This is a genomic window from Hyphomicrobium denitrificans ATCC 51888, from assembly GCF_000143145.1.
In the GTDB taxonomy this organism is placed as follows: Bacteria; Pseudomonadota; Alphaproteobacteria; order Rhizobiales; family Hyphomicrobiaceae; genus Hyphomicrobium_B; species Hyphomicrobium_B denitrificans.
In genome coordinates this window covers 3,387,728-3,400,996 of the sequence record NC_014313.1, presented here as the reverse complement: position 1 = coordinate 3,400,996, position 13,269 = coordinate 3,387,728, and the positions used below count along the sequence as shown (strand labels likewise).

The following is a 13,269-nucleotide window of genomic DNA, read 5'->3' as shown; positions in this document are numbered from 1 at the left end:
GACGCGCTGACAGACAATATTCTCGTGCTCGTGCGCCACGGAGAGAGCGAATGGAACCGGCTCAATCTGTTCACCGGGTGGCGCAATCCGGACCTGACCGAGAAAGGCGTGATTGAAGCTCGCGTCGCCGGCCGCATGATCCGCGATAACGGTGCGAAGTTCGACATCGCATTCACCAGCGTCTTGAAGCGCGCCCAGCACACGCTCGACATCATCCTCTCCGAGCTTGATCAGCCCGACGTTCCGATCGTGCGCGATGCAGCCCTGAATGAGCGCGACTACGGTGAGCTGTCGGGATTGAACAAAGACGAAGCCCGCAAGAAATGGGGCGAGGCGCAAGTCCGCGATTGGCGCCGCTCTTACGATATCCCGCCGCCCGGCGGCGAAAGCCTGAAAGATACGCTGGCGCGCGTGCGGCCGTACTACGACAGCGCGATCTGGCCGCAAATCACCCAGAGCAAGAACGTCATCATCGTTGCTCATGGCAATTCGCTGCGTTCGCTCATCATGATACTCGAAGGGCTCAGCGGCGACGAAATCCTCCAGCGCGAGCTTGCGACCGGCGCACCAATTCTCTATCGCCTCGGAGCAGACGGCAGGGCCATCGATCGCAAGGATCTCCTGCCGGCGCGATCGCTTGCGGCCCCGCCGGAAGATCGCATCGTCTGACAAGCATCTAGTCGCATATCGGGGGTAGTCATGGCGTTTGAAGAACTCGGGCGGGATGCCGATCGCGAGAACTCAAAAGGCCGCGACAAGCTCGTCGGCGTCTATATCGCCATCCTCGCCGTCATTCTTGCGATCTGCAGCCTCGGCGGCAGCAACGCCCAACAGGATGCCACCCAGCAGAACATCGCCGCTTCGAACGTCTGGGCCTTCTTCCAGGCGAAGAACGCGCGCCGCCAAGCGCTCAGACTGCACGCCGACGAATTCGAGGTGATGCTGAAAGCGACGCCCGCAATGCCGGACGACGCCCGAAAATCCATCGAAGAAAAGGTTGCGAGCTACAAAGAGCTGGACAAATCTCTGACGAGCGACCCGAAAAGCGGCGAGGGTCTCGACGAGCTGTTCAACAAGGGCAAATCGCTCGAAGCCGATCGCGATCAATCTCTTCAGCGCGGACCCTACTTCGACTACGGGCAGGCCTTGCTGCAGATTGCGATCGTCCTCGCTTCCGTCGCGATCATTTCCGGCGGAAACCTGGTCCTGTTGGCGAGCTTCTTCCTCGGGGCTCTCGGAAGCGCGGCAACGCTCGGCGGCTTTACGCTTGCGTTTCCACTGCCGTTCGCCGGCTGACGACGAAGCCTGACCGGCTAGCAATCGTCTCTGCACCGTTAACGGGCGAATTCTGCGCCAAAGTGCCTTTTTGCGGCCGGACGCTTGCCCCTGAGCGTCCGGAACGCTAGCACTCCGGCGACTGATTTCCCCTGACAAATGCTGCAAGGACGGCCGCCATGACCACGCATTCGCTTTTGCTTCTGCCCGGCGACGGGATCGGCGTCGAGACGATCGCCGAGGTCGAACGGCTGATCGCCTTCTTCAACGCCAAAAGCAACACGGCGCGCTTTCACGTCGAGCGCGATCTCGTCGGCGGCGCGGCCTATGACGCGCACGGTGTCGCGGTCACCGACGAAGCGATGGACAAGGCCCAGAAAGCCGACGCCGTGATGTTCGGCGCCGTCGGCGGACCGAAGTGGGCCAGCGTTCCCTACCAGCATCGCCCCGAAGCGGGCCTTCTCCGCCTGCGCAAGGATCTCGATCTCTTCGCCAATCTTCGTCCCGCCATCTGCTACCCGGCGCTGGCGGACGCATCGAGCCTGAAGCGCGAACTCGTCGAAGGCCTCGACATCATGATCGTTCGCGAGCTGACGGGCGGCGTCTACTTCGGCGAGCCGAAGGAAATCGTGACGCTCGAGAATGGCGAAAAGCGCGCCGTCGACACCCAGCTCTACACGACGCATGAAATCGAGCGCATCACCAAGGTCGCGTTCGATCTCGCAAAGAAACGCCGCAACCTCGTCCATTCGGCGGAAAAGCACAACGTGATGCGGACCGGCGTGCTCTGGAAACAGGTCACGACCGACGTGCACAAGTCCTACGCGCCGGACGTCAAGCTCGAGCACATTCTGGCCGACAACTGCGCCATGCAGCTCATCCGCAATCCGAAGCAGTTCGACGTCATCGTCACCGACAACCTCTTCGGCGACGTGCTGTCGGATGAAGCCGCGATGATGACCGGCTCGCTCGGCATGCTGCCGTCGGCCTCACTCGGCGCGCCCGATCCCAAGACCGGACGCCGCAAAGCCCTTTATGAACCCGTGCACGGCTCGGCGCCCGATATCGCCGGTCAGGGCCTCGCCAATCCGATCGCGACGATCGCGTCGTTCGGCATGGCGCTGCGTTATTCCTTCGACATGGGCAAGGAAGCCGATCTCGTCGACCAGGCGATCGCGCGCGTTCTCGACAAGGGCCTGCGCACCGGCGACATCATGCAGCCCGGCATGACGAAGGTCGGAACGAGCGACATGGGCAAGGCCGTCGAAACCGAGCTTAGAGCGCTCACAGTCTGAGTTTAACTCCCGCGCGTTGCGGCCGGCTCCCCATAGCGTGCTTCCGGAAAAGTGGGCACCGGTTTTCTGGTGAGAAGCACGCCAAAACGAGAGCTGCAGCCTTCCGCCAATGAAAGGCTGCAGGGGAGTCGCAACGCGCAAAACAAAGAGTCTATCACACGCTCGGCTGATCGTGGCACGAGCTGGCTTGGCCTTGCAGCGCACCACGCGCCGTCCAGGCCGGCTTGCCATCAGCCGGACCGGGCGCTGCTGCCTCGGTTCGCGATACGAAATAGAATTCGTAGCAATTGCTGTCGACGCGTGCGACGCGATAGCACCCGCCCGACGCATCGCCATCGTAAATCGTGCACAAAGTCCCCTCGGTCACCGACCAGCGCCCCGCAAGCGACATCCCTGGCTCCCTGTAGGTGACCCGGCCGTCGGCGGCGTATCGCTCCGTAAACGCCTTCCCGCTCGCATAGCGGCCATCGATCGTCTGATCGCCGAACCGGTTGAGGATTTCTTCGCCATCGAGCCAAACGGGCTGCGACGGAACAGCTGCAAGCGGTCCTGCGGCAAACAGGGCCGCGGCTATGCTAAAACCGGCAAGCGAAGCTGGGTATCTGAGACGCATGACGCCGTCCTGCAACTGAGTGTCCGTAAAGGACCGGCAGATTGTGACCCAAGCATGCCATTAAGGTCCAAAATTGCGAACAAACTTGAAACTCGTGGCCCTCCCGCGTATGTGACTTTCCGTATAAACCATCTGCCGCGCTGGCCGAGCCAATCGCGCGCACCGGCAAACTCAAGGACATGGATGATGGGCTACAAGGTCGCCGTCGTTGGCGCCACCGGCAATGTGGGCCGCGAAATGCTGAACGTGCTCGCGGAACGGAAATTCCCGGTCAGCGAGCTTTACCCGCTGGCATCGCGCCGCTCGATCGGCACCGAAGTCTCGTTCGGCGACTCCGTCCTCAAATGCCGCGACCTTGAAACGTTCGACTTCAAGGGCGTCGACTTCTGCCTGATGTCGGCTGGCTCGTCGGTGTCGAAGGACTGGTCGCCGCGCATCGGCGCGCAGGGCACCATCGTCATCGATAACTCGTCGTGCTGGCGCTACGACCAGGACGTGCCGCTCATCGTCCCCGAGGTCAATGGCGACGCCGTGCGCGGCTTTACGAAGAAGAACATCATCGCCAATCCGAACTGCTCGACAGCCCAGCTCGTCGTCGCGCTGAAGCCGCTGCACGATGTGGCCGGCATCACGCGTGTCATCGTCTCGACGTATCAATCCGTGTCGGGCGCCGGCAAAGACGCGATGGACGAACTCTGGCACCAGACCAAGGGCAAGTACGTTCCGGGCCAGGAAGTCGAGCCGAAGAAATTTCCGAAGCAGATCGCCTTCAATTGCATTCCTCAGATCGACGTCTTCATGGAAGACGGCTACACGAAAGAGGAATGGAAGATGCTGGCCGAGACGAAGAAGATTCTCGACCCGAAGATTCGCCTGACCGCCACATGCGTTCGCGTGCCGGTGTTCGTCGGTCACTCGGAAGCCGTCAACATCGAGTTCGAAAAGCCGATCAGCCCCGATGAAGCGCGCGAAATTCTGCGCGCCGCGCCCGGTATCATGGTCGTCGATAAGCGCGAGCCGGGCGGCTACGTCACGCCCGTCGAGGCTGCCGGCGAGTTCTCGACGTTCGTCTCCCGCATCCGCGAAGACGCGACCGTCGAGAACGGCCTGACGATGTGGATCGTGTCCGACAACCTGCTGAAGGGCGCCGCACTCAACGCGGTGCAGATCGCCGAAACGCTTATCCATCAGCGGCTGGTGCGTCAGGCAGCTTGAGCCGCCCGCAGGTCAAATACGGCGACGTAAACAGGCTGGCGGAACCGCCAGCCTTTTTTATTGCTTGGTGGCTGCTTCCTTGGCCTTGAGCCGGGCCAGCGTCTGAACGATCGCATTCAGATCCTGCAAGAAGCGCTCGCGCTGCGCGACGGCGAGACTCGCCAGAATGCGCTCGTCGACACGACGCGCCAGCGGATCATGCGCTTTGAGAATGCGCGTACCCTGTTCCGTGATCTTGACGGAATAGGCCCGGGCGTCATTGCGCGTCCGCCGTCGTTGCAGCATGCCCTTCTTCAGCATGCGCCGGATGATGTCCGCCAGCGTCGAACGATCGATGCCCGTCAGCTCGACGAGCTGCGTCTGATTCAATCCCTCATTCTGCGCGACCGTGAGCAGAACAGCGTACTGCCGCGGCGTCAGACCATCGGTCCCGAGTTCGATCTGAAACATCTCGGCCGCGCTCTGGCCGGCCCTGTGAAGAAGATGAAGAGGAGACCGTTCAAGTCGGTTGTGTGCAGGTTCCCGTGCCATTCCGCATCCTGACGCTCGCCCGTTTTGGAAAACGGCAAGCCTCGTTGCGCCGCATAAGATGGACACAAGTTTCGAGGCCGCGTGCGTTGTGTTTGAGAAGTTTAAGTAGCCGCCCTAAACCACGAGCAAGAGCATCGCGTCCAGCAAAAATAATTTTCAACTGGGAAACAAATCGTAAAGCAGTGCTTCAACTGACGTATACTGATGATCGTTCCAAAAATACTGCAGGATTGCTTGATCCGATTAAGTACTCTCAGAGGTTGTGTCTTCGTACTTCTTCAATATGCCGATCTGGCAGAGAGCGAATATGAAAGTGATCGGCATAATGCCGAAGACTTTGAACGCGACCCAGGTGTCGGTCGAAAAGAACCGCCACATCACCTCGTTGAGCCCGGCGAGAAACACGAAGAAAAACGCCCAGCGAAACGTCAGGATACGCCATCCCTGATCGGTGAGCCGCATCACTTCGCCGAACACGATCTTCAGAAACAGCCGCCCAGTCGCAAGACCTACGAACAGGATCGCCGCGAACAGGCCGTTGACCATCGTCGGCTTGATCTTGATGAAATGGTCGTCCTGCAGCCACAGCGTCAGACCGCCGAAGACGAGAACGAAGACGCTCGTGATCAGCGGCATGACGGCGATACGCCCGAGCAACGTCCGCGACGCGATCAGCGAAATCACCGTCGCGACCATAAACGCGCCGGTGCCGGTGTAGATGCCGTATCGGCTATTGCCGACGAAGAAGACCAGCAGCGGCCCGAATTCGACGACAAGTTTGATAAGCTGTTTGCGGTCGAAAAACTGCGCGTTCTCCGCTGCAACGACCTTATTCTCGTCCGACATGGCAATCCTTCAGTCGTGAACCGGATCCGGCAGGCGGTACTTTTGCATGAGGCGCGTGACAACCCAAGCGTAGATGCCTGACACCGGCAGCACGATCGCCACCTTGAACAGGATCCACACGTTCACGCCGCTCATCGAGTAGCCGAAAATGCGATAGAATTCCTCGTCGTGGTACACGCGACGCACATACTCGTTCGCGACCGCCGTCAGCAAAAAGAAGATCGCGAAGCTCCACGTGAACTTGTTCCAGCCCTCGTCGGTGTAATGGAACGTCTTGTCGAACACGTACTTGAAGAAGTTGTGCTTGACCCAAAGCCCGCCGACAAGAAACAGCGCGAACAGAGCATTGAAGATCGTCACCTTGATCTGCACCCACATCGGGTCGCCGGTGATGATCGTCAGCGCTCCGAAAACGACCGTGACCGTCGACGCGATCAACGGAAAAATCGGCGGCCGGTGGAACATGTACAGCATCGCGACGATCGCCATGCCGGTCGTGATGATCAGCGCCCACGTGCCGACGTTGATGCCGTAGATGGCATTGACGACGAACATCGTGACGAGCGGGCCGAACTCGCTCAGCAGATTGATCGTCTGCTCCGCGTTGAACGGAAAGAGGCGCTTGCCCGGGCGCGTCCGGACCTCGTTCCCCACGTTCGCGTCTTGCGTCATTCCTGACCTCAATTCCTGATTTTATGTCCCGGCGATGGCGCGTGCGAATTCCGCAGCCTCGAACGGCTGCAAATCGTCGGCCCCTTCCCCAACGCCGATCGCATGTACGGGTAAACCGAATTTGTCGGCGATCGCCACCAGAATGCCTCCGCGCGCGGTGCCGTCGAGCTTCGTCATAACCAACCCTGTGACGCCTGCGCGGTCGCGAAAAACTTCAACTTGCTGCAATGCATTTTGCCCGGTCGTTGCGTCCAGCACGAGGATGACATCGTGTGGAGCAGTCGAATCGAGCTTTTTTAAAACGCGTATGACTTTTTCAAGTTCTTCCATCAAGGCTTGTTTGTTCTGCAGGCGGCCCGCTGTATCGAGCAAAAGCACATCGGCGCCAGTGCCTTGTGCTTGCTTCAACGCATCGAACGCCAGGCCCGATGCGTCTTCGCCGACCTGGCGCGCGACAACGGGACACCCCGTCCGCTCGCCCCAAACCTTCAGCTGATCGATTGCCGCAGCGCGAAACGTGTCGCCGGCCGCGAGCACAACCGACTTGCCTTCCGCCTTGAGCTTCTGCGCGAGCTTGCCGATCGTCGTCGTCTTGCCGGTGCCGTTGACGCCAACCATCATGATGACGTGCGGCTTGCGCGCGGCGTCGACCTCGAGCGGCTTGGCGACCGGTTTCAGGACGCGTTCGACTTCGCTGCTGAGAATGGCGCGAACCTCGTCCGCCGAGATGCCTTTCTCGAAGCGGCCCTTACCGATGGCGTCCGTGATGCGGCCCGTCGTTGCGATACCGAGATCCGCCTGAATGAGAAGATCCTCGAGATCATCGAGCGTCGCCGCATCGAGCTTGCGCTTGGAAAAGAGATCCGTGATGCCGGATGTGAGCTTGGCGGACGTTTTGCCAAGCCCCGATTTCAGCTTTTGAAACCAGCCGCGCGGCTGAGGCTCCGCCTCGGCTGCGGGCACCGGCACGGGCACAGGCGCCGCAACGGATGCTTCGACCGGTGCAGCGACCGGCACTGGCACGTCAGCGACTTCAGGCTCCGGAGCGGATTGAGGTGCAGGCGGCGCGTTCGCTTCCGTCTCTTCGACCGGCTTCTCAGCCTGTTGCGGCTGAGGCTGAGGCTGAGGCTGGGGTTGCGAACCACCGAGAAGCCGCGCGAAGAAACCCTTGCCTTTTTCGCGTTGCTCACTCACGCGCGAACCTCGCCGATCAAACGTGTGGAACTGGCGCCGGTAATGACGGCATGAACGATCTCGCCTGCCTTCGCACCACTGCTGCGCATATCGACTTCCGCGAACTGGGGCGTTCGTCCCATGCCGTCGCTTTCCAGAAGAACATCGACAGTCCGGCCTTGTTGCGCAGCAAGATAGGATGTGAGCACAGCCTGCCCTCTCGCTCGCAACTCGGCGGCGCGTTCCTTGACGATGTTCCCCGGAACCTGCGGCATGCGCGCCGCCGGCGTTCCGCGCCGCGGCGAGAACGGAAATACGTGCAGATAGGTGAGCCCGCACTCGTCGACGATTTTCAGAGAGTTCTCGAACATTGCATCGGTTTCAGTTGGAAATCCCGCAATTAAATCGGCGCCGAAAACAACATCGGGACGCAGCGTCCGTGCCCGCTCACAAAACATGATGGCGTCGGCGCGGCTGTGCCGCCGTTTCATGCGCTTGAGCGTCATGTCGTCTCCGGCCTGCATCGACAGATGCAAATGCGGCATCAGCCGCTCTTCTTCACCCAGCGCGATCATCAGATCTTCGTCCGCTTCGACCTGATCGATCGACGACAGCCTGAGACGAGCCAGATCGGGCACATGCTTCAGAACTTGCCGCACGAGTTTGCCGAGCGTCGCGACACCGGGCAGGTCGCGTCCGTAGGACGTAATGTCAACACCTGTGAGCACGATTTCAGCATAGCCGTTCGCAACGAGACGGCGGACCTGCGTGACGACCTCTCCCGCCGGAACCGAACGCGACGGACCCCGGCCAAAGGGAATGATGCAGAACGTGCAGCGATGATCGCAGCCGTTTTGTATTGCGACGTAAGCCCGCGTGCGCGAACCGAAGCCCTCGATCATATGCGACGCCTGCTCGCGCACCGCCATGATGTCGTTGACCTGCACGCGTGCGCTCGAGGCGATCGAAAGCCCGGCGAACGTTTCCGCGAGCATCTTCTCGCCGTTTCCGACAACGTGGTCGACTTCCGGCATGTCGGCGAAGCGCTGTGCTTCGGTCTGCGCCGCACACCCGGTCACGATAATGCGCGCATTGGGCTTGTCGCGACGAAGACGGCGGATCGTTTGTGATGCTTGGCGCACAGCCTCGCCCGTGACGGCGCAGGTGTTGACGATGATTGCGTCGTCGAGCCCGGCGTCCTGCGCATGCCGCCGCATCACCTCGGATTCGTAGGCATTGAGCCGGCAGCCGAGCGTTATGACTTCGGGTTCAGACATCAGGCGTGGATCGCACATTCCGCAAATGCGCTGGCACAACCGAGCGTGAGTGCTCGTCAGGCCGGCGCGTGAGTGAGTTTCGAGAGATCGATGACGCCCTCGTATTCGAATTCGACGGGGCCCGTCATCAAAATACGATTGTTGTCCGCCCAGGCGACATTGAGAACGCCGCCGGGAAGCGTCACATCGACAGTTCGCTCAGTCAGACGCTTGCGCGCTGCCGACACCGCTGCCGCACAGGCTGCCGATCCGCACGCCCGCGTCAGACCGGCGCCGCGTTCCCACGTCTTGAGCCGAAGCGAGCGCGGCGACGTCACCTGCGCCAGCGAAATGTTCGCGCGCTCCGGAAAAACCGGATGGCATTCCAGCATCGGACCGAGACGCCCGAGGTCGTAGGCTTCGACATCATCGACCCAGAAGATCGCATGCGGATTGCCGACATTGACGACGGACGGCGAATGCAGGACCGGCCTGTCGATCGGACCGATCTGCAATTCGATGGCGCGCGTGTCGCGAAATTCTTCCGCCAGCGGAATATCCTGCCAGCCGAACCTCGGCTCGCCCATATCGACCGTGATGGATGTCTGGTCCCTGACGACGGTATCGAGCACGCCCGCCCGCGTCTCGACCTTGAATTGCTTTCGGCCGATGTCGTTCGCGAGAATCCAGCCGACGCAGCGCATGCCGTTGCCGCAGGCGCCGGCTTCCGAACCGTCAGTATTATAGATGCGAACCAGCGACTCCGTTCCGGGCGTCTTGGCCGGATGCAGCACCATCATCTGGTCGAAATGCGATTTCCCATCGGCCGCGATCGCCGCAGCCTCATCCGCCGTAAAGACCTTCGCGCTCTCCCGCAGATCGACGACGACGATCTCGTTGCCGAGGCCGTTCATTTTGACGAAAGGGAGGGAAGAGGCGGCGTTCATGGGGCCTTATATGGCGAGAAGCGTTCGAATTGACAATTCGGCAGCGGGTCAGGGACACTTATTCAACAGATCGCGCGCCGTGGAGATATTCTCTCGGACGGAACAAGAACCCGCCGAGGGGCATTAACCTCGGCACGCAAACCAATCCCGCCGTTTAGCAGCATGACGCATACCACAGTCCGACGCACACGCCCCCGCCAACGCCCGAACCGCCTCCTGTTCCGCATCGCTTTCGCGAGAGCCCGCCCCTGCTACTGCTACGGCTGCATATGCCTGACGCCGGAGGAGCGCGCCTATGAACGACGGGTGTTCAGACTGGCCCGCGCCTGGGGCCACTTCCTGAAAAAGGAACGCCGAAGGCAGGCTCTTGAGCGTCTTGCCCATAAAGCAGACTAAAACCCGTCCTCTGTGACCCCGGCGCAGCGCATCGTAAATTTCGCAGCCGCCTGCTTGCCGGGCGTCATGAAACGGAGCAGAGCATTGAGCCGCCCTTGGGGGACTTGTTGGCTCATGAATGCTTTGATCCGTGCTGCCACGGTATGCGGTTTTTCAGCGATCCTGGCCGTTGGCGCGGGAAATGCTGCGCTCGCTGACGATCTGCTATACGCCTTGAAAATCGGTGTCTTGGCGCACGACGTGCCGGACCTTTGGAGCGGCTTTCAAGTCGAGCACAACGCCGCCGACATCAACATCGAAGCCCAATTCGCGGCCGCCTGGGCGCTGCCCTGGGGCGCCATCCGCCCCGTCGTCGGCGGCACGATCAACACCCGCGGCGACACCAGCCACGCCTACATCGACGCCCGCTGGCAGGGCGACCTGCCGTCCGGCATCTTCTTCGGGGTTGGTCTCGGAGCGGCGATCCATGACGGCGAAACCGGTGGCGCGGGATCGGACCCCGACATGAAATGGCTCGGCTCGCGCGTCCTGTTCCATATCCCGTTGGAAGTCGGCTACCACATCGACGCCCACAACGACCTCTCGGTCTATTTCGAGCACACCTCGAACGCCTACACGCAGAAGTATAATGAGGGCCTCGACCGCATCGGCGTCCGGTACGGCTACCGCTTCTAGCGACCGGTTGCCGCAGCATGTCGCGTGGCCCGGCGGGCTGCCCTGAAATCGGCAGGCTTAGTTGACTTGCCGACCCCTTTCCCTCATACACGCCCAATTCCGACGGCCCTGACCTCAGAGCCGCCGCCCTGCACATGGCCATTTCCCAGCGAAAAGGTCCGGGAGGCAGGGGGGTTAACATCCGGCAGCGCGTTGCGCCTCCGGGTGCGTTTGTGTTTTGGGCAACGCACAAGCGTTCCCACATCCATCGTCATCCCGGCGAAGGCCGGGATCCATCCAGGTCGAAAGCTTGGGCGGATCCCCGCCTCCGCGGGGATGACGTCCGAAACGGATTAGAAACGCGGGTTCGCACGGCTGAATGTTTCAAAGTCTCTCAGACCGCCTTTCAGGCGTCCTCGATAAGCTCACCCGTCGCGGCGCGCTGACCGAAAGCGACGTCGTCGAGGCGATGCGCGAGGTTCGCCGCGCCCTGCTCGAGGCCGACGTCGCGCTCGATGTCGTCAAGGACTTCACCGAGAAGGTGAAGGCGAAGGCTGTCGGCGCCGAAGTCCTGCGCTCCGTCACGCCCGGCCAGATGGTCGTCAAGATCGTCAACGACGAACTGGTCGCGATGCTCGGCTCCGACGCGCAGCCGATCGACCTGCACGCGGCACCTCCGGTCGGAATTCTGATGGTCGGCCTGCAGGGCTCCGGCAAAACGACGACCACCGCCAAGATCGCCTACCGCCTGACCAACCGCGATCGCAAAAAAGTTTTGATGGCGTCGCTCGATACGCGCCGCCCGGCAGCCCAGGAACAGCTCCGCGTTCTGGGCGAGCAGACGAGCGTCGCGACGCTTCCGATCGTCGCCGGTCAGACGCCGCTGCAGATCGCGCGCCGCGCCGAGGACGCCGCCAAGCTCGGCGGCTTCGACGTCATCATCTACGACACCGCCGGCCGCGTCACCGTCGACGAAGAGCTGATGGACGAAGTCCGCGACGTCAAAGCCGCGATCCATCCGCATGAAACGCTGCTCGTCGCCGACTCTCTGACCGGCCAGGACGCCGTCAATACCGCGAAGGCCTTCGACGGCCGCATCGGCGTCACCGGCATCGTCTTGACGCGCGCCGACGGCGACGGCCGTGGCGGCGCCGCCCTTTCGATGCGCGCCGTCACCGGCAAGCCGATCAAGCTCATCGGCGTCGGCGAAAAGTGGGACGCGCTCGAAGACTTCCATCCTGGCCGCATCGCATCGCGCATCCTCGGCATGGGCGACGTCGTCTCGCTCGTCGAGAAGGCCGCTCAAACGATCGACGTCGAAAAAGCGACGAAGATCGCGGAAAAGATGAAGAAGGGGTCGTTCGACCTCGAAGATCTTTCCGAGCAATTGAAGCAGATGCAGAAGCTCGGCGGCATGGGCGGCGTACTCGGCATGTTGCCCGGCGTCGCCAAGATCAAAGGCCAGATCAACGAAGCCGGCCTCGATAAAAGCCTCGTGCATCAGCGCGCCATCATCTCGTCGATGACGCCGAAGGAACGCCGCAATCCGAAGATTCTCGACGCCAAGAGAAAGCGCCGGATCGCGGCCGGTTCCGGAACCAAGCCGGAAGACATCAACAAGCTCATCAAGATGCACCGCCAGATGGCGGACATGATGAAGACCATGGGCCGCAACGGCGGCATGCTGAACAAATTCCTTGGCCGTACGGGCGGCGGGCCGTCCGAAGCCGACCTTCAATCCATGCAAGCCGAGCTCGCAAAGCTCGATCCCAAAGCCCTCGAACAACTGCCGGCCGATCTCAAAGAACAGATCGCCAAAGGCACGCCGGCAGCGCCCGGCGGTTCCTTGCCCGGCCTCGCGCGCGGGCTGCCGGGCTTTGGCGGCGGCCTTCCGAAAGGTCTTCCGGGCTTGGGTGGTGGAATGCCGAAATTCCCGGGGCTCCCCGGAAAGAAACGTTGATCTGCGAACACACTTTTTCGAACACATAGGAGAACGAAAGCATGTCGGTCAAAATTCGCCTCTCGCGCGGTGGCGCCAAGAAGCGTCCCTACTATTACGTCGTCGTCGCCCACAGCGTCAGCCCGCGTGACGGCCGCTACATCGAGCAGATCGGCACGTTCGATCCGATGCTGAAGAAGGACGATCCCAACCGCATTAAGCTGAACGACGAGCGCGTGAAGCATTGGCTCGGCGTCGGCGCCCAGCCGACCGACCGCGTGCTCCGCCTGCTCGACGTGAAGGGCCTCGCGAAGCGCACCGCATCGAACAACCCGGAAAAAGCCAAGCCGAAGAAGAAGGCCCAGGAACGCGCAGCCGCTGCCGCCGAAAAGGCGAAAGCCGCTGAAGGCGCGCAGGGCGACGCCGCTTAAACCATTAACATCAACGCAGTTTTCAA

At 61.5% G+C, this 13,269-nt stretch carries 14 protein-coding genes; 7 read left to right on the top strand and 7 right to left on the bottom strand.

Annotated features, from left to right (window positions below; genetic code table 11):
• Positions 1 to 6 precede the first annotated feature (6 nt).
• From HDEN_RS16445 to leuB, 3 genes are all read left to right on the top strand, one after another.
• Entirely contained in the window at positions 7 to 669 is a 663-nt protein-coding gene (locus tag HDEN_RS16445; protein ID WP_245256808.1) for a 2,3-bisphosphoglycerate-dependent phosphoglycerate mutase, read from the top strand.
• Positions 670 to 699: 30 nt separating this feature from the next.
• On the top strand, positions 700 to 1,296 hold the full coding sequence (locus HDEN_RS16440; protein WP_013217276.1) for a DUF4337 domain-containing protein: 597 nt from the start codon (positions 700 to 702) through the stop codon (positions 1,294 to 1,296).
• 158 nt (positions 1,297 to 1,454) lie between these two features.
• On the top strand, positions 1,455 to 2,570 hold the full coding sequence (gene leuB / locus HDEN_RS16435; RefSeq protein ID WP_013217275.1) for a 3-isopropylmalate dehydrogenase: 1,116 nt from the start codon (positions 1,455 to 1,457) through the stop codon (positions 2,568 to 2,570).
• 154 nt (positions 2,571 to 2,724) lie between these two features.
• Here the strand turns inward: leuB and HDEN_RS16430 are convergent, their stop codons facing one another.
• Entirely contained in the window at positions 2,725 to 3,183 is a 459-nt protein-coding gene (locus tag HDEN_RS16430; protein ID WP_013217274.1) for a hypothetical protein, read from the bottom strand.
• Positions 3,184 to 3,369: 186 nt separating this feature from the next.
• On the opposite strand from HDEN_RS16430, the gene HDEN_RS16425 reads away from it, so the two are divergent.
• Complete coding sequence (locus tag HDEN_RS16425; protein WP_013217273.1) at positions 3,370 to 4,398, top strand: aspartate-semialdehyde dehydrogenase; 1,029 nt, start codon at positions 3,370 to 3,372, stop codon at positions 4,396 to 4,398.
• A gap of 57 nt (positions 4,399 to 4,455) precedes the next feature.
• Here the strand turns inward: HDEN_RS16425 and HDEN_RS16420 are convergent, their stop codons facing one another.
• From HDEN_RS16420 to dapF, 6 genes are all read right to left on the bottom strand, one after another.
• Positions 4,456 to 4,848: a MarR family winged helix-turn-helix transcriptional regulator gene (locus HDEN_RS16420; protein ID WP_245256670.1), complete on the bottom strand. Its 393-nt coding sequence runs from the start codon at positions 4,846 to 4,848 to the stop codon at positions 4,456 to 4,458.
• Between the two features lie 324 nt (positions 4,849 to 5,172).
• Entirely contained in the window at positions 5,173 to 5,775 is a 603-nt protein-coding gene (locus tag HDEN_RS16415) for a septation protein A (RefSeq protein WP_013217271.1), read from the bottom strand.
• A 9-nt stretch (positions 5,776 to 5,784) separates the two neighbouring features.
• Entirely contained in the window at positions 5,785 to 6,447 is a 663-nt protein-coding gene (locus tag HDEN_RS16410; protein WP_013217270.1) for an inner membrane-spanning protein YciB, read from the bottom strand.
• A gap of 21 nt (positions 6,448 to 6,468) precedes the next feature.
• Positions 6,469 to 7,641 (bottom strand): signal recognition particle-docking protein FtsY, encoded by a 1,173-nt coding sequence (gene ftsY / locus HDEN_RS16405; protein WP_013217269.1) that lies wholly within the window; start codon positions 7,639 to 7,641, stop codon positions 6,469 to 6,471.
• Positions 7,638 to 8,897, bottom strand: coding sequence for a tRNA (N(6)-L-threonylcarbamoyladenosine(37)-C(2))-methylthiotransferase MtaB (gene mtaB, locus HDEN_RS16400; protein WP_013217268.1), 1,260 nt, complete (start codon positions 8,895 to 8,897; stop codon positions 7,638 to 7,640). Before mtaB ends, ftsY begins: the two co-directional genes overlap by 4 nt.
• Positions 8,898 to 8,953: 56 nt before the next feature.
• A complete protein-coding gene (gene dapF / locus HDEN_RS16395) occupies positions 8,954 to 9,823 on the bottom strand; it encodes a diaminopimelate epimerase (RefSeq protein WP_013217267.1) in 870 nt (289 codons plus the stop codon).
• 510 nt (positions 9,824 to 10,333) lie between these two features.
• On the opposite strand from dapF, the gene HDEN_RS16390 reads away from it, so the two are divergent.
• The 3 genes from HDEN_RS16390 to rpsP all read left to right on the top strand — a co-directional run bounded on the left by HDEN_RS16390 (position 10,334) and on the right by rpsP (position 13,243).
• A complete protein-coding gene (locus HDEN_RS16390; protein WP_013217266.1) occupies positions 10,334 to 10,894 on the top strand; it encodes an acyloxyacyl hydrolase in 561 nt (186 codons plus the stop codon).
• Between the two features lie 358 nt (positions 10,895 to 11,252).
• On the top strand, positions 11,253 to 12,833 hold the full coding sequence (gene ffh, locus HDEN_RS16385; RefSeq protein WP_013217265.1) for a signal recognition particle protein: 1,581 nt from the start codon (positions 11,253 to 11,255) through the stop codon (positions 12,831 to 12,833).
• 41 nt (positions 12,834 to 12,874) lie between these two features.
• A complete protein-coding gene (rpsP, locus tag HDEN_RS16380; protein WP_013217264.1) occupies positions 12,875 to 13,243 on the top strand; it encodes a 30S ribosomal protein S16 in 369 nt (122 codons plus the stop codon).
• The last annotated feature ends 26 nt before the right edge of the window (positions 13,244 to 13,269 follow it).